The organism is Pseudoalteromonas sp. MBR-15 (assembly GCF_053628915.1).
This window is the reverse complement of record NZ_JBRJHH010000011.1, coordinates 55,539-70,946: the sequence shown is the minus strand read 5'-3', so window position 1 is coordinate 70,946 and position 15,408 is coordinate 55,539. Positions and strand designations below refer to the sequence as shown.

15 protein-coding genes and 1 pseudogene are annotated in these 15,408 nt (G+C 41.8%); 9 read left to right on the top strand and 7 right to left on the bottom strand.

Features of this window, described 5'->3' with window-relative positions; genetic code table 11:
* Positions 1-2: 2 nt before the first annotated feature.
* Positions 3-665, bottom strand: a complete 663-nt coding sequence (locus tag ACSSVW_RS14985) for a DUF542 domain-containing protein (protein WP_036974150.1) — start codon at positions 663-665, stop codon at positions 3-5.
* A 106-nt stretch (positions 666-771) separates the two neighbouring features.
* Between ACSSVW_RS14985 and ACSSVW_RS14980 the strand changes: the two genes are divergently transcribed.
* Positions 772-1,212, top strand: coding sequence for an RrF2 family transcriptional regulator (locus ACSSVW_RS14980; protein ID WP_036974153.1), 441 nt, complete (start codon positions 772-774; stop codon positions 1,210-1,212).
* A gap of 69 nt (positions 1,213-1,281) precedes the next feature.
* Here the strand turns inward: ACSSVW_RS14980 and ACSSVW_RS14975 are convergent, their stop codons facing one another.
* The 3 genes and pseudogenes from ACSSVW_RS14975 to typA form a co-directional block, all read right to left on the bottom strand.
* Positions 1,282-1,473, bottom strand: a complete 192-nt coding sequence (locus ACSSVW_RS14975; protein ID WP_454179613.1) for a hypothetical protein — start codon at positions 1,471-1,473, stop codon at positions 1,282-1,284.
* 6 nt (positions 1,474-1,479) lie between these two features.
* Positions 1,480-1,700: pseudogene (locus ACSSVW_RS14970) on the bottom strand (BLUF domain-containing protein); the annotation flags it as partial.
* Positions 1,701-2,007: 307 nt separating this feature from the next.
* Positions 2,008-3,831 carry a translational GTPase TypA gene (gene typA / locus ACSSVW_RS14965; RefSeq protein WP_036974157.1) on the bottom strand — a complete coding sequence of 608 codons (1,824 nt, stop codon included), beginning with the start codon at positions 3,829-3,831 and terminating at the stop codon, positions 2,008-2,010.
* Between the two features lie 506 nt (positions 3,832-4,337).
* Here typA and glnA point away from each other — a divergent pair.
* From glnA to ACSSVW_RS14940, 5 genes are all read left to right on the top strand, one after another.
* Entirely contained in the window at positions 4,338-5,744 is a 1,407-nt protein-coding gene (gene glnA, locus ACSSVW_RS14960; protein ID WP_036974159.1) for a glutamate--ammonia ligase, read from the top strand.
* Between the two features lie 123 nt (positions 5,745-5,867).
* Entirely contained in the window at positions 5,868-6,389 is a 522-nt protein-coding gene (locus ACSSVW_RS14955) for a DUF4124 domain-containing protein (RefSeq protein ID WP_454179584.1), read from the top strand.
* A 78-nt stretch (positions 6,390-6,467) separates the two neighbouring features.
* On the top strand, positions 6,468-7,538 hold the full coding sequence (glnL, locus tag ACSSVW_RS14950; protein WP_036974163.1) for a nitrogen regulation protein NR(II): 1,071 nt from the start codon (positions 6,468-6,470) through the stop codon (positions 7,536-7,538).
* A 19-nt stretch (positions 7,539-7,557) separates the two neighbouring features.
* Positions 7,558-8,943, top strand: a complete 1,386-nt coding sequence (gene ntrC / locus ACSSVW_RS14945; protein WP_036974166.1) for a nitrogen regulation protein NR(I) — start codon at positions 7,558-7,560, stop codon at positions 8,941-8,943.
* A gap of 25 nt (positions 8,944-8,968) precedes the next feature.
* On the top strand, positions 8,969-9,427 hold the full coding sequence (locus tag ACSSVW_RS14940; protein WP_036974168.1) for a cyclic nucleotide-binding domain-containing protein: 459 nt from the start codon (positions 8,969-8,971) through the stop codon (positions 9,425-9,427).
* Here the strand turns inward: ACSSVW_RS14940 and ACSSVW_RS14935 are convergent.
* From ACSSVW_RS14935 to ACSSVW_RS14925, 3 genes are all read right to left on the bottom strand, one after another.
* Positions 9,416-10,225, bottom strand: a complete 810-nt coding sequence (locus tag ACSSVW_RS14935; RefSeq protein WP_454179583.1) for an arylamine N-acetyltransferase family protein — start codon at positions 10,223-10,225, stop codon at positions 9,416-9,418. The two genes, ACSSVW_RS14940 and ACSSVW_RS14935, sit on opposite strands and share 12 nt — an antisense overlap.
* A 67-nt stretch (positions 10,226-10,292) precedes the next feature.
* Positions 10,293-10,955, bottom strand: coding sequence for a hypothetical protein (locus tag ACSSVW_RS14930; protein WP_036974172.1), 663 nt, complete (start codon positions 10,953-10,955; stop codon positions 10,293-10,295).
* A 57-nt stretch (positions 10,956-11,012) separates the two neighbouring features.
* On the bottom strand, positions 11,013-11,300 hold the full coding sequence (locus ACSSVW_RS14925) for a hypothetical protein (RefSeq protein ID WP_065978927.1): 288 nt from the start codon (positions 11,298-11,300) through the stop codon (positions 11,013-11,015).
* Between the two features lie 236 nt (positions 11,301-11,536).
* On the opposite strand from ACSSVW_RS14925, the gene ACSSVW_RS14920 reads away from it, so the two are divergent.
* The 3 genes from ACSSVW_RS14920 (at position 11,537) to acnA (ending at position 15,359) form a co-directional block, all read left to right on the top strand.
* Entirely contained in the window at positions 11,537-11,917 is a 381-nt protein-coding gene (locus ACSSVW_RS14920) for an RNA-binding S4 domain-containing protein (RefSeq protein WP_036974175.1), read from the top strand.
* 63 nt (positions 11,918-11,980) lie between these two features.
* Positions 11,981-12,400 (top strand): hypothetical protein, encoded by a 420-nt coding sequence (locus ACSSVW_RS14915; RefSeq protein WP_454179582.1) that lies wholly within the window; start codon positions 11,981-11,983, stop codon positions 12,398-12,400.
* A 208-nt stretch (positions 12,401-12,608) separates the two neighbouring features.
* Positions 12,609-15,359, top strand: coding sequence for an aconitate hydratase AcnA (gene acnA, locus ACSSVW_RS14910; RefSeq protein ID WP_075594181.1), 2,751 nt, complete (start codon positions 12,609-12,611; stop codon positions 15,357-15,359).
* The last annotated feature ends 49 nt before the right edge of the window (positions 15,360-15,408 follow it).

Sequence of the window (15,408 nt, the reverse complement as noted above, 5' to 3'; positions counted from 1 at the left end):
TTCTATCGTCCCTCAACCCGTGCGAACAAAATAGCGTTCTCAATATGAATATGCATATTCAAATCGCTAATAAATGCCTGCAACCCTAAATACAAAGCCGTCCATGTATTACATGCTCCCGCATGCAAAGTGACATCATTTGTTAATTGGTAGATTTTCTCTATTTCTGCGATATGGGCTTCATGATCCGCCATCATTACGCTAATTGGTCCACTGACCATGGCAGGGATTGTATCGGCTTGCAACATTGGAAAGAGGATAAGCTCTTCTTTTTGCATATGATCTTCTAACTCTACATACATATTCTTCAAATGATTCGCTAAACCATTAGGACAATTAGGCTTATCAAAATGCACCTCTTCAACACGCTCACTTAAACGTATCAACTCTTCAAGCTGTACTCGGTGAACACGGTGATAGCGAGTCAGAATATGCTCAACCAATTCCTTATTACTCAGGTTGTGGTAATCAATAGCGGTTTGCCTGCTTAGCAAAACCTCTATGTCTGAAATGATTTCTTCGCGATCAATATTTCGTTTTTCGATAACGTCTGACAACACCAGATGCCCCTGACAACAAAAGTTTATTCGGTGCGCAAAAAAGAGTGCTGTTGCACCGGGAATTTCTGTCGCAATTTTACTGATAGGCCAATTTAAGTAATTCATATAACACCCCTATTTAAACATGCATTTGAAATGAATCTTTAAGAAGTTTACACACGTTTATTAAAGATGTAAAATAGATGCATATTTAAAATTTTAGAGTCTCACTATGAATGTCACTCGTTTTACAGATTATTCACTGCGTGTTTTGATTTTTACTGCCTTACATAATGGTGAGCTTGTGACCATTAAAGAGATCGCTGAAAAATACGAAATCTCAAAAAATCACCTCATGAAAGTAGTGCAAGAGCTAAGTAATAGAGGCTATTTAATTGCGACGAGAGGAAAGAATGGCGGTATCCGCTTAAGCAAAGATCCCACCGAGATTAACATTGGTGAGTTAGTGCGCTTACAAGAGCAAGGGTCTACGTTGGTGGAATGCTTTGGTAATGACAATCAATGTGTTATCACCCCCGCCTGTCAACTTAAACAAATATTTGCACAAGCAATGGAGGCTTTTTTCCTTCATTTAGATAACTATACACTCGCAGATCTGATCACCCCAAAACACGCAAATCAGCTCTCTCAACTGCTAAAAATAGAAAACTAAACTCACATTTTGGCGCACTCAAAGGTGTAAGTATTCCTGGAGTGTCATGGCAGTGACACTCCATTTGGATTATTGATTTACTAATGTATCCCTCAGTGCCATCATGAGTTTATGTGCACTGCCTCCTGACATTGCTAACGGATCGAATTCGCTGGTGCCTGAGTATTTTAAATTAAGCGGTGTGGTTATTTTTGAATACGGAATATAACCCATTGACCAGTTTTCGAACTCCCTTTCGTAAATTTCGCAGTAATTCAGCATAATAATATTTCGATGCCGATTATCATTTAAGATCTTATGATAGGTTGCATTTACCCCTGTCGAGATCCCTCTAGGCACTGTAAAAAGTGCGAACTATTAAAACACAGCAACCCTGTTACATTCGACGCATGATTATTTTTCTGTGCTTTTTCAATGATATCCTCAATATCACTCGGCCCAAATCCTTCACAAACTTCACTCGTATAAATAAGCCTGACTAAATACATCCTGATCTCCTTCAAGGTAGATTTAAAAAGATAGTACAGATAGAGGCTTTAGCAAAAAAGTGGCAACTTGCGGTTAGAGGTTAGAGGTTAGAGGTTAGAGGTTAGAGGTTAGTAGACAAGTAATTAATTTATCAATAGAAATAAAATACGCCACCCCTTAGTAACAACAAAAACTAGTAACAACAAGAACGAACATTTGTGAGTGTGATCTTACGGCTGACAGCAAAAAACAAGTCTCCTTAAACAAAAAAGCCGCCGTATTTTGCAATACGACGGCGTGTTATTTTGCGTGAGCTAAAAGCGTAAATTAGCCTTTAGAAGCACGGCTCGCACGTTTACGATCACTTTCAGTTAAGTGACGCTTACGAATACGAATATTTTCAGGTGTTACTTCTACTAACTCGTCATCATCGATAAACTCAAGCGCTTGCTCAAGTGTGTAGTTCAATGGTGGTGTTAATGTTTGCGCTTCATCAGTACCTGATGCACGAACGTTCGTTAGCTGCTTACCTTTAAGTGCATTTACAGTTAGGTCGTTATCACGGCTATGAATACCGATAACCATACCTTCGTAAACTTCTACACCGTGACCGATGAATAGCTTACCGCGCTCTTGAAGGTTGAATAATGCGTTAGTTAACGCTTTACCTGTTGCGTTAGCGATCATTACACCATTTTTACGTAGACCGATGTTACCGCCTTTGTGAGGGCCGTAATGATCAAACGTGTGGTACATAAGACCTGAACCTGATGTAAGCGTCATGAAATCAGTTTGGAAACCGATTAAACCACGGCTCGGCATCATAAAGTCCATACGCATACGGCCTTTACCATCTGGCGCCATGTCAGTTAGTTCACCTTTACGCAGACCAATTTGTTCCATGATAGAACCTTGGTGCTCTTCTTGACAGTCAATCGTTACTGTTTCGTACGGTTCTTCTAATACACCATCTACAGTGCGTAAGATTACTTCTGGACGAGAAACAGCAAGCTCGTAGCCTTCACGACGCATGTTTTCGATTAAGATACCTAAGTGAAGTTCACCACGGCCTGATACACGGAAGCTATCTGGGTTGTCAGTTTCTTCAACACGTAATGCAACGTTGTGAACAAGCTCAGCTTGTAAACGCTCAAGGATATTACGTGATGTTACGAACTTACCTTCTTTACCCGCAAATGGCGACGTGTTTACAGAGAACGTCATTGTTACTGTCGGCTCATCAACTGATAGCGGAGGTAACGCTTCAACGTTAGAAGGCGCACACACTGTATCAGAGATTTTTAATTCGCCGATACCTGTCACAGTTACGATATTACCCGCATAACCACGGTCTGTATCAATTCGCTCAAGACCTAAGTAGCTTTGAACCGCACCAATTTTACCATTACGTTTTGTGCCATCAGCACTGATAATAGTTACTTGTTGGTTAGGCGCTACAGAACCACGCTTGATTCGGCCGATACCGATTACACCTACGTATGAGTTGTAATCAAGTTGAGAAATCTGCATTTGGAAGTCACCTTCAGGATCTGCATCCGGTGGTGATACTTCGTCAACGATCATCTTGAACATAGGTTCCATGTTGTCAGATGGTTCGTCTAAATCTAATGTTGCCCAGCCGTTGATAGCTGATGCGTAGATAACTTTAAAGTCTAACTGTTCGTCAGTTGCACCAAGGTTATCGAATAAATCAAAGATTTGATCCATAACCCAATCAGGGCGTGCACCCGGCTTATCAATTTTATTGATAACAACAATTGGCTTCAAACCTTGCGCGAACGCTTTTTGCGTTACGAAGCGCGTTTGTGGCATTGGACCTTCTTGAGCATCAACAAGTAACAATACTGAGTCAGCCATCGAAAGTACGCGTTCAACTTCACCACCGAAGTCGGCGTGTCCTGGGGTGTCTACGATATTGATGTGGTAATCATTCCAAGAGATGGCTGTGTTTTTAGCCAAAATGGTAATACCACGTTCTTTCTCAATGTCGTTTGAGTCCATCACGCGCTCTTCATTACCGCCGCGTGTTTCTAATGTGCCTGATTGCTCAAGCAGTTTATCAACCAAAGTTGTTTTACCGTGGTCAACGTGGGCGATAATCGCTATATTTCTTAACTTTTCGATGCTCATATTTTTTCTCAGAGAAATTGAATCTCATTGATCCTGCAAGATCTACGCACTCACCTGCATTTTCAACAGATGTCTAAGCATAGGATTTAAAAGGGCGCATATTATCCCTTAATAATGGCATGGATGAAAGTTTATCCAATACAATTTTATAAACTTTCTTCAGGCTTTTTATAAGTATCTGTTTTATAAATGACAATTTTATTAATTTTATCTTTAATCGAACATCAAAACTGGTAAAAAATCACCTTTTTAGCAATATTTTGGCACTAAAGCACATTTCGTTTATGCTATCTAGGGTGGCTAATCGTTGTGCAAATACAACCGGTAAGCATAACGCACCACAATGAACATTTTACGCACCAAAATAGTGCAAAAATAATTAACAAAATGCGCTTTATTTTATTTTTATAAGCCTAAACAAGGCGTTAAAAATTTGGCATGAAACCAGCTTACATAGAACAAAAGCAATAATGCAGCAAAAATAAAACCCAACAATTGGAGGACACATGTCACAATCGGTTTTAGATTTTATCAAAGAAAATGACGTTAAGTTCATTGATTTACGCTTTACTGATACCAAAGGTAAAGAACAGCATGTTTCTATTCCTCATCATCAGGTTGATGAAGACTTCTTTGAAGACGGCAAAATGTTTGACGGTTCTTCAATTGCTGGTTGGAAAGGTATCAACGAATCAGACATGGTATTAATGCCTGTTCCTGAGTCTGCAAAAATGGACCCATTTTCTGAAGAAGCAACTTTAATCGTACGTTGTGACGTTGTTGAGCCTTCAACACTTCAAGGTTACGAGCGTGACCCTCGCTCTGTTGCTAAACGTGCAGAAGAGTACATGCGTTCAACAGGTATCGCAGACACAGTATTATTTGGCCCAGAGCCAGAGTTCTTCCTATTTGATGACGTTAAATACAAATCAGACATGTCTGGTTCTATGTATAAAATCGACGACATCGAAGCGGCTTGGAACTCAGATAAAGATTACGAAGGTGGCAACAAAGGTCATCGTCCAGGTGTTAAAGGTGGTTACTTCCCATGTTCACCAATCGACTCATCTCACGACTGGCGTTCAGCAACGTGTTTAGTTCTTGAAGAGCTAGGCCAAGTTGTTGAAGCACACCACCACGAAGTAGCAACTGCGGGTCAAAACGAAATCGCAACACGCTTCAATACAATGGTATTAAAAGCTGACGAAATCCAAGAGATGAAATATGTTATCCATAACATGGCTCACCTTTATGGTAAAACAGCGACATTCATGCCTAAGCCGCTTGTAGGTGATAACGGTTCTGGTATGCACTGTCACCAATCTTTAGGTAAAGATGGCGTGAACATCTTCGCTGGTGACAAATACGCAGGTCTTTCTGAAGAAGCGCTTTACTACATCGGTGGTATCATCAAGCACGCTAAAGCAATCAACGCATTCGCTAACGCGTCAACTAACTCGTACAAACGTCTTGTACCAGGCTTCGAAGCGCCAGTAATGCTTGCATACTCTGCACGTAACCGCTCTGCTTCAATCCGTATCCCTGTAGTACCATCTGCAAAAGGACGTCGTATCGAAGTACGCTTCCCTGATCCAACAGCAAACCCATACTTAGCATTCTCTGCAATGCTTATGGCTGGCCTTGACGGTATTCAAAACAAGATCCACCCTGGCGATGCAATGGATAAAGACTTATACGATCTACCTGCTGAAGAAGCAGCTGAGATCCCACAAGTTGCCTCTTCACTAAGCGAAGCACTTGCTGCTTTAGATGCTGACCGTGAGTTCTTAAAAGCAGGTGGTGTATTCACTGACGACCTAATTGATGCATACATCTCACTTAAGAACAAAGAAGTTGAAAAACTTAACATGACAACTCACCCAGTTGAGTTCGAAATGTACTACAGCGTTTAATACGTCGTAGACAGTAAATAATTAATGTGTGTTCTCAAGCCCGCTTTGGCGGGCTTTTTTAATGGTAATTAGGCGTGTTCTCCTCTACAGTTTTAATTAAATAAAAAAATGCAGGGTCGCAGGGTGAAAAGAACAACTTTATTGGTATTTTTGTTACTATTGGTAAGCTTTTTTGGTTATGGAACAACAAAAAAAGTGTATTCGTGGAAAGATAAAAATGGTGTTCTGGTATTTTCTGATACGCCACGCCCCGGTGCTACCGAAGTAAAGCTTAATACCCCTAATTTGACCATGCCTGCTACCGACACCAGTATTCTTGATAACACAGCCAGTGCAACACCCGTAAACTTTAAAATCGCTATTTCCTCACCTGAAGACCAAGCAACAGTCAGAGAAAACTCCGGTTCTGTTTATGTTACAACCCGTGTCATTCCTCGCTTTGCAACGGGTTTTAAAGTACAACTTTTTGTAAATGGTGCCCCCCATGGCGAACTAAGTAACAGTTCTACTTTTGCACTACGAGGCGTAAATCGAGGCGAGCACACATTACAAGCCAAACTATTTAATGCGAACAATAAACTCGTTTCGGTCAGTCCAGTTAGCACATTCTACATGCACAGAGCGTCTGTTTTTGGTGGGAATTAATTTTTTCAAACGCGCCTCGCAATGCAAAAGGATTATGCTAAGCTGCACTTAATCGTAACGCACTAAAATGGTGCAACCATGCTCAGTGATACACAATTTAACTCAGAATTGCTCGACAGCATTTGGAAAAATTTAAGTACAGCGGTTATTTTACTTAACCGTGATTTTAAACTTGTTTATGCCAATGATAGTGCCAGTGAGCTACTTGGTTTAGGGCCAAAGCGCATTCTCAACCAACCGTTTGATAACCTGTTTAACTACCACTCTATCGATCTTAAACGCATTGCTCAGTATTCACTCTTTGATGGTGTTGATTGCCACCAGCATAGAGCTGACGTGGTGTTCATCGATTCTCGCCATGCCAAACTCACAATTAGTACACGCCGAATTACCAATAAAGATGACAATTATATCTTGTTTGAATGCCGCCAGATGGACGATGAAATTCGCCACGATCAGGCCTCAAATCAAATGCATCAGTATCAAGCTGCACGTAATTTAATTCGTGGTTTAGCCCACGAAATAAAAAATCCTTTGGGGGGTATACGCGGAGCGGCGCAATTATTGCAGTATGAGGTTGATCAGCAAGAACGAGATCAATGTGCAGAACTCATTATTGAACAAGCAGACCGCTTACGTGAATTAGTCGACCGTTTACTTGGCCCGAATCAACTGCCACATAAGTCGTATGGCAATATTCACCAAGCGCTTGAGTCTGTCGTTAAATTAAGCATGCTTGATAACAATGCAAATATCACGTTAGTGAAAGACTATGACCCGAGCATACCCAGCGTGTATATCGATCAGAGTAAAATTCAACAAGTGGTATTAAACATTATTCGTAATGCACAACAGGCGCTCGTTGATGGGGGAGAAATTAGAATAAAAACCCGTATCAACCATCAACATAGACGCCCTGGTAAAGCACCGAAAAAAACCTTGCTGATCCAAATTTCGGATAACGGTCCAGGCATAGACAAGAGTTTAAAAGAAACCTTGTTTTACCCGATGATTACCAATAAAGAAAATGGGTCGGGTCTTGGCTTATCCATCGCGCAAACGTTGGTTGACCAACATGATGGACACATAGAGTGTGACAGTTGGCCAGGCCATACAGAATTTAATATCTATTTGCCTTTTACGGATTAATGGTTTTTTTGGAGTAGTCATGAAAACAGTGTGGTTAGTTGATGATGATGCCTCAATACGCTTTGTATTAGAAAAAGCGCTGGCACGAGCAGGATTTGAAACTCAAAGCTATGCCAATGCGCAAGAAGTGCTGAATGCTTTAAAGTTTAGCCAGCCTACCGTGCTGGTGTCTGATGTGCGTATGCCTGGTATGGATGGTATGGCGTTACTAGAAACAATCGCTGAGCAAAACCCTGGGTTACCTGTCATTATCATGACTGCCCACTCGGATTTAGATTCGGCGGTTAATGCGTTTCAAAAAGGGGCGTTTGAATACCTCGCAAAACCGTTTGATTTAGAAGAAGCCGTTTCTTTAGTTGAAAGTGCTTGCCGTGCAAACTCCACAAAGAAAACCAGACGCAAACAAGCACCGCAAACCAATGCCCATATCATTGGTGAAGCCCCTGCTATGCAGGAAGTGTTTCGTGCAATAGGTAAATTATCTGCATCAAGCATGAGTGTTTTAATCAATGGCGAATCAGGCACTGGTAAAGAGCTTGTCGCCAGTGCATTGCATAACCATAGCCCACGAAAAGAAAACCAGTTTATTGCTCTTAATATGGCTGCCATCCCTAAAGAACTGGTTGAGTCAGAATTATTCGGCCATGAAAAAGGCGCGTTTACAGGGGCCGACAGTATTCGTAAAGGCCGCTTTGAACAAGCGAATGGCGGAACGCTATTTTTAGATGAAATTGGTGACATGCCACTGGATGTACAAACCCGTTTATTACGTGTTTTAGCCGATGGTGAGTTTTACCGTGTTGGCGGGCATCAAAGTATTAAAGTAGATGTTCGTATTATTGCCGCCACCCATCAGAACTTAGAAGACTTGGTAAAACAAGGTAAGTTCCGTGACGACCTATTCCACCGCTTAAATGTGGTGCGTCTTCGCTTACCAGCTCTTCGTGAACGTACAGAGGATATTGAACGTTTAGCACAACACTTTCTCCATAAAAGCGCCAAAGAGCTGCAAGTCGAAAGCAAAATTTTAAGCCCAAAAGCGACCGAGCAATTGCGGTTATTTAACTGGCCGGGTAACGTACGTCAGCTCGAAAATACCTGTCGTTGGTTAACCGTAATGGCACCTGGAGAGCTTATCAGTGAGCAAGATTTACCACCGGAAATTATCGCGGCAGAACCTGTAGAGCAAGAAGGTGATTGGCTTGAAGCTTTCCAACAATGGTTAAACCTTGAGCTTAAACAAGGGAAAGAAAACATTTGGCCCGCGATTCAAGCTCAACTGGAAACTCGTTTAATTAAAACCGCACTGGCAAATTGTGCAGGCCACAAACAAGAGGCTGCGGTTAAAATTGGTTGGGGGCGCAATACATTGACCCGCAAGTTAAAAGAGCGCAATATTAGCTAATTTTGCGTTATAAACGATGTAAGTAATGAAGTTAATCGAACATATTCCGCTTATTAAGCAGATGGAAATTATTAACCGATTGGCGTTCTTTCGGGAGTTTACCCTGAGTGAACGACAGGTGTTATTAGAATCTTTCAGTCATTTGTATTTAGTACAACAAGGTCGAGCTGTATTTAAACAGTTTGATAATGACAAGCGACTCTATATTGTTTTGAGTGGTTCATTAATCATCTTTAAGCAAAGCCATTTGCTTGAGCTCGGCACCATTGAACCGGGTGAGTTTATTGGTGAAGGCGCATTTATCAATAATCGCGAGCGCAGTACTAGCGCCCGCGCTAAAGTGGATACTATTTTACTGGCAATCACACCGGAAGCCCTCACCCGTTTGCCTAACGTGATACGCGAAAAAATTAAAGATCGCATCATCGAAGGCATGAGTGAGCGTATTATTAAACTGAGTAACTTCCTCGAATCACGCGGCTAATACATAGCGCTCCATTAACCATGCAGACGTTGCTTTGCTTACATTTAAAAGAAATGTGTCTGTAAGTAATGTATGTAATTGCTCACGTGATTGAATAACCTGTTGCGTATGAACTGCTGATGTTTCGTGCCAATAATGCAGTAGATTATTTCGAATAAGCCAGCGTTCACCCTTTTCAATACGTGATACAACAAGGTTGTTAACAAATGCAGCGTCTGGATGGTGATGACTATAGAAATGAGCGATTTCGCAATCACTCTCATAGAATTGAGCCAGTTCAACGCGGTATAAATGCTGAGCATTTGGTAAAACTTGCCTCACATCAATTAGCCTGTCATGTCGGCTAATTTCATATAAGTTCACACCTTCACTGACCCGTGACGACTGATCAATTGGCAATGCGATTACCGGTGTACTTACCCCAAAGCCAACATCGAGCAAATAGTGTTTACCCTCGAGTGTCAATTTTGTTAATCGGTGCGAGCGAGGGTTTTCTTCACGGCCGTTAAGCATCACCCGCGCTATGAGTATTTCAACGTCAAAACCGAGTGCGACCAACGCAAGAGAGAAGATCTTGTTATGTTCAAAGCAATAACCTCCTTCTTGTAAATTAATTAAACGTGAAAACACTTTATCGTCATCAAGGCTCAGTGATTTAGCCTGTAATGCATTGACACTGCTGAAACTATAGCGAGCTAAATGCGCCGCTTGTAAACGCTCAATCAATGCAAGATTTCTGTCTTCATTAATGTAATCAATAGCCAAAGAATTTAGATAATGTTTAATGTAGCTTTGCATGGCATGTCCTTATAAGTAATGATGACAGCCATGCTAAAACCTCAAGTTTAGTTGAGGTAAAGATTTTTTAGTCCATATAGACTATTTGCAACGAGCAATTTAACCAACTAGGCTGATTAACCCTAATAGTATATCGATAGGTATCTGTTGGCTTTTCACCAAAAGGTGTACTTACATAGGGTGTTGAATGGCTGTAGGTCTGTGAATAGTTTTTATAATAAATAACCAGATAACCGTACAGATAATCCCACTTAAGTGATACTGGGGTCCCGCCAGGAAGCACAAACTCGGCGTGCTTCTCGGTAAATGTCACCATCAGTCCATTAAACTTATCCTCATCGCAGTGTGTTGTGAAAACACGATTAGGCAGAGAAATTTCATCCTCCTCACTCGGTGCTTTTAAGTAAAAGCCAATATTGCCATGATTGTAAAAGTGATTTGCGGCGGTGGTGTATTTGATCTCAGGCTGATAACCCAGTCGCTGCATGATGCCAGCTAAGATCTCAGTCTGTTCAGTCAAAATTTTATCTTCGGATAACATCAAAGTCGCGTCGCCAAACTCTCGCGGCACACTCAGTTGCGTGTATTTATAAGGTAAACGCTGAGCACTTAAGGCTAAATCGAGCTGAGCTTGCTGCTGTGCGTCTAAGTTTTCTGTATAAACATAAACAGTTGGCTGTTGGCAACCAACTAACAATAGCAGCACACACCAAATATACATCCTGTTCATACTATTCCCCCCAATAGATTACAAGTGTAGTCTATTGGGGGAAAGCTGATTAATCAACTAATTTAAATGGTGACTTAGCCATTTATCAACACTGCGTCGAGTGTAAAGAATATCTTTAAATAAGCGGTGAACCTGATACTCAAGTAACTCTTCTTTACTCTCCTCTCCATAGGCAAGCTGGCTGTGGTTATCATTAAAACGCGAAATTAATGCAAAGCCTTGTTCTGATTTATCAGGCTGCGCTTTCATTGTTTGGGTTAATAATGCACGCACATCATCTGCTGCAAGTAACGATGTATCGTCTAACCCCATTAGTTCTTTTTTCAGTACTGACCTAACGCCCATGACTACTTCTCCTGAACGAATAATAAATAAAACGACGTTGCATTTAGCAAGTAGCGCACCATATCGAGACGCGCGCAGTGTACTTATGAAATACTGCAGTTTTCTTACGACTCTGCAAAATACGTCATTATTTTTTATGCTCATTTTTTAAGTATGTGAAGCGCTTAAAAATTTAACCTTGGTTCAATCCAGTGCTAGGCTTTATAATGGCTGCGATTAAATTATGAGAGACCAACATGAACGAAGATTTCATCGAAATTGAGCTTGAAGAAGAGCCAATAGAGTTATGTAACTTACTTAAAGTGCTCGATTTAGTTGAGACAGGTGGCCAAGCAAAGACCTTAATCGGTGAAGGTTATGTTGGAGTTAACTATGAAATTTGTACAATAAAACGGAAAAAATTATACAGTGGCGACGTACTTTCGTTTGATGGTGAGCAATTTCAATTAACCTTAAGTGAGGATGCAATACCGAACCCTCGCCCAGAAAAACAACCTGAGCAACAACGACAGAACGCCCCGCAAGAGAGCAGCGCATCAACAGCCAAAAAACGTAAGCGCACTAAAAAGCCTAAAGTAGACGAAAAAACAGGTCGTCGCCCTATTTCTTTTGGTTAGCCTTGCTTAGTTAATATTTATCACCTTTAATTGTGCTTAATAATAACAATATAAAGGTGATTTATGACTTCTCCCGCTTGGCTCAAACCACTTGCTTGGGCCGCATTAGTTTGGAATCTACTCGGGGTAATTGCACTTATTATGCAGCTACTCATTACCCCAGAGATGATTGACCAATTACCACTCGATCAACAAGCCGCATACCGTGATATCCCGCTGTGGTCAACGCTTGCCTTTGCGATAGCGGTGTTTTCAGCCTGCTTAGCAAGCATGTTATTGCTTGCTAAAAAAGCCCTCGCGAGAGAGTTGTTTCTTATTTCGTTTGTCGCTGTGTTAGTCCAGCAGTATTACAACTTTATCGTAATCGATAGCCTCGCCCTCTTTGGTTTTAGTGCTTTGGCAATGCCATTTTGCGTGATTGTAATTGGCTTATTATTGTTGCTTGTTAGCCATCACGCAAAACAGCAGCATTGGCTAACTTAACGTCAGTCTATGTTATGAGCTGCTGTCTAATTACTGCTCTTTTCTTGCTCTCTCCCCTTGAAATAAGTTGCATCGGCATCAACTATAATTAGATAGCATATTTTTTCATCAGCACGGTGAATTTTAATAGCTGGTATTAAGTTTGCAGATATCTCGTAAAGGAAACATAAAAAGCGAGCATTGCTTGCGTAAACCACAGGGGCAAATAATGAATAACAGTTTTGATACCCAAAAACAGCTTACGATTAATGGTGAGCAATATCATATCCACTCTTTACAAGGTCTTGGTGACAAAGCCAAACGCCTGCCTTTCTCATTAAAAATATTGTTAGAAAATCTATTACGCAACGAAGATGGCGTAAACATTAAAAAGCAAGATATAGACGCACTTCTAAACTGGGATCCACAAGCAAAACCCTCCGCCGAAGTTGCCTTTACGCCTGCGCGCGTGGTGATGCAAGACTTTACAGGTGTCCCTGCGATTGTTGATTTAGCCGCAATGCGCGACGCCATGGAAAAACTTGGCGGAGACCCCGCTAAAATTAATCCACTGTCACCTGCGGAACTCGTAATAGACCACTCTGTACAAGTTGATGGTTATGGCGAAGATGGCTCGTTCGACTTAAACGCCAAGCTCGAATATGAACGAAATAAAGAACGTTACGAATTTTTACGTTGGGGACAAACAGCCTTTGATAACCTTAAAGTGGTGCCACCCGCAACCGGTATCGTACACCAAGTTAATTTAGAGTATTTGGCCCGTGTGGTGTTTAACGATCAAAAAAATGGTCAATCCCTCGCTTATCCAGATACCCTAGTCGGCACAGATTCGCATACCACAATGATTAACGGCTTAGGCGTACTTGGTTGGGGTGTCGGTGGCATAGAAGCCGAAGCGGCCATGCTTGGTCAGCCCATTAGCTTGCTAATTCCACAAGTGGTTGGTTTTAAGCTTAATGGTCGCTTGCCCGAAGGCACAACCGCCACAGATTTAGTGCTCACAGTAACCGAAATACTGCGTAAACATGGCGTCGTGGGTAAATTTGTTGAGTTTTATGGGGATGGCCTTGCTGACTTACCACTTGCAGATCGCGCTACCATCGCAAACATGGCACCTGAGTATGGTGCAACATGTGGTATTTTCCCGATTGATGATGAAACGATTAATTACCTGCGTTTAACAAATCGCGATGAAAAACAGCTGAAGCTAATCGAAGACTACGCCAAACACCAAGGACTGTGGCGAAACCCAGGCGACGAAGCACATTACACCGATACATTAGAGCTGTCTTTAGATGATGTAGTGCCTAGCCTTGCTGGTCCCAAACGTCCGCAAGACCGTATTGCCCTTGATAAAGCAGGCGAGGTGATTGGGGAACACTTAAAAGCTTTCCAAAATGAGCGCATGCAACAGCGTGATAAAAGTGATACTCAAGAAGCACGTATCGAAGATGAAGGTCCGACAACAAATCCGGATGATCCTGTTAACGAAGCGCAATATATGGGTGCAGCCAAAGTTAACTTTAAAGGCGAAGAGTTTGAGTTAAAAGACGGTGCGTGTGTCATTGCAGCAATAACAAGCTGTACAAACACGTCAAATCCGAGCGTTATTCTGGCGGCGGGTTTAGTTGCTAAAAAAGCCAAACAGCTAGGGTTGAAAGTAAAACCGTGGGTTAAAACATCACTCGCGCCAGGTTCTCAAGTGGTCACTGATTACTTGAAAAAAGCGAATTTAATGGATGATTTAGACGCGCTTGGGTTTAACCTTGTGGGTTATGGCTGTACCACGTGCATTGGTAATTCAGGCCCGCTCGCTGATGAAATAAGTGAAGCAATTCAAAAACATAAACTTGTTGTAAGCTCTATTTTATCGGGCAATCGAAACTTTGAAGGCCGTATCCACCAAGATGTAAAAATGAACTTTTTAGCATCACCTCCGCTTGTTGTGGCCTACGCTATCGCGGGACGCACCGACATTGATGTATACAATGAACCCTTGGCACAAGACCCCAATGGTAACGACATTTATCTAAAGAACATTTGGCCAAGTGTGAGTGAGGTGAGTGAGTTAGTGCGTGATACCGTCACCAAAGAGATGTTTGCATCGAGCTACGGTAATGTTTATCAAGGTGATGATCGCTGGCAAAAAATCCAAATCCCTGAAGGTAAGCTTTATGACTGGGATGACGCATCAACCTACATTAAAAAAGCGCCATTCTTTGATGGCATGGAAATAGAACCGCCCGGTATCCCCACGATCAGTGGAGCACGTTGTTTAGCAAAACTTGGAGACTCAGTCACCACCGACCATATATCACCTGCGGGGGCGATTAAAGCCGATGCTCCTGCTGGCTTGTACTTACAAGAAAATGGTGTAGAAAAAGCACAATTTAACTCGTATGGCTCTCGTCGAGGCAATCATGAAGTCATGATGCGCGGCACCTTCGCCAATGTACGATTAAGAAACTTACTTGCTGCTGGCACTGAAGGGGGCGTCACACGCATACAACCAACAGATGAACTTGCCAGCATTTTTGATGCGGCCATGCAGTATCAACAAGACGGTACCCCATTGATTATTTTGGCTGGTGCAGAGTATGGGACCGGTTCATCACGTGACTGGGCAGCAAAAGGCTCTTTATTACTGGGTGTAAAAGCAGTCATAGCGCAAAGCTATGAGCGTATTCACCGCTCTAACCTGATTGGTATGGGCGTATTACCGCTTCAATTTAAAGAGGGTGAAAGTTATGAATCGCTTGGTTTGACTGGTCAAGAATCCTTTGATTTTGAAGGCTTATACGACAAAACCAATGAAGTCAGCGTAATTGCAACTAACAGCGAAGGTAAGCAAGTTAGCTTTAGTGTTGATGTGCGAATTGATACACCCAAAGAGTGGGATTACTACAAACACGGCGGCATTTTACAGTATGTACTTCGTAATATGCTGGCTGAGCAGTAATCACTTTTAAGTTAACTAAGGGGCTGAGATTTCAGCCCCTTTTTTGTTT

Excerpts from the sequence above, each read along its gene's own strand:
- ACSSVW_RS14940 (WP_036974168.1), top strand. The coding sequence starts at position 8,969 with ATGAAGTTAATCGAACATATTCCGCTTATTAAGCAGATGGAAATTATT.
- ntrC (WP_036974166.1), top strand. The coding sequence starts at position 7,558 with ATGAAAACAGTGTGGTTAGTTGATGATGATGCCTCAATACGCTTTGTA.
- glnA (WP_036974159.1), top strand. The coding sequence starts at position 4,338 with ATGTCACAATCGGTTTTAGATTTTATCAAAGAAAATGACGTTAAGTTC.
- acnA (WP_075594181.1), top strand. The coding sequence starts at position 12,609 with ATGAATAACAGTTTTGATACCCAAAAACAGCTTACGATTAATGGTGAG.
- ACSSVW_RS14915 (WP_454179582.1), top strand. The coding sequence starts at position 11,981 with ATGACTTCTCCCGCTTGGCTCAAACCACTTGCTTGGGCCGCATTAGTT.
- ACSSVW_RS14920 (WP_036974175.1), top strand. The coding sequence starts at position 11,537 with ATGAACGAAGATTTCATCGAAATTGAGCTTGAAGAAGAGCCAATAGAG.
- ACSSVW_RS14985 (WP_036974150.1), bottom strand. The coding sequence starts at position 665 with ATGAATTACTTAAATTGGCCTATCAGTAAAATTGCGACAGAAATTCCC.
- ACSSVW_RS14980 (WP_036974153.1), top strand. The coding sequence starts at position 772 with ATGAATGTCACTCGTTTTACAGATTATTCACTGCGTGTTTTGATTTTT.
- typA (WP_036974157.1), bottom strand. The coding sequence starts at position 3,831 with ATGAGCATCGAAAAGTTAAGAAATATAGCGATTATCGCCCACGTTGAC.
- ACSSVW_RS14935 (WP_454179583.1), bottom strand. The coding sequence starts at position 10,225 with ATGCAAAGCTACATTAAACATTATCTAAATTCTTTGGCTATTGATTAC.
- ACSSVW_RS14925 (WP_065978927.1), bottom strand. The coding sequence starts at position 11,300 with ATGGGCGTTAGGTCAGTACTGAAAAAAGAACTAATGGGGTTAGACGAT.
- glnL (WP_036974163.1), top strand. The coding sequence starts at position 6,468 with ATGCTCAGTGATACACAATTTAACTCAGAATTGCTCGACAGCATTTGG.
- ACSSVW_RS14930 (WP_036974172.1), bottom strand. The coding sequence starts at position 10,955 with ATGAACAGGATGTATATTTGGTGTGTGCTGCTATTGTTAGTTGGTTGC.
- ACSSVW_RS14975 (WP_454179613.1), bottom strand. The coding sequence starts at position 1,473 with ATGCTGAATTACTGCGAAATTTACGAAAGGGAGTTCGAAAACTGGTCA.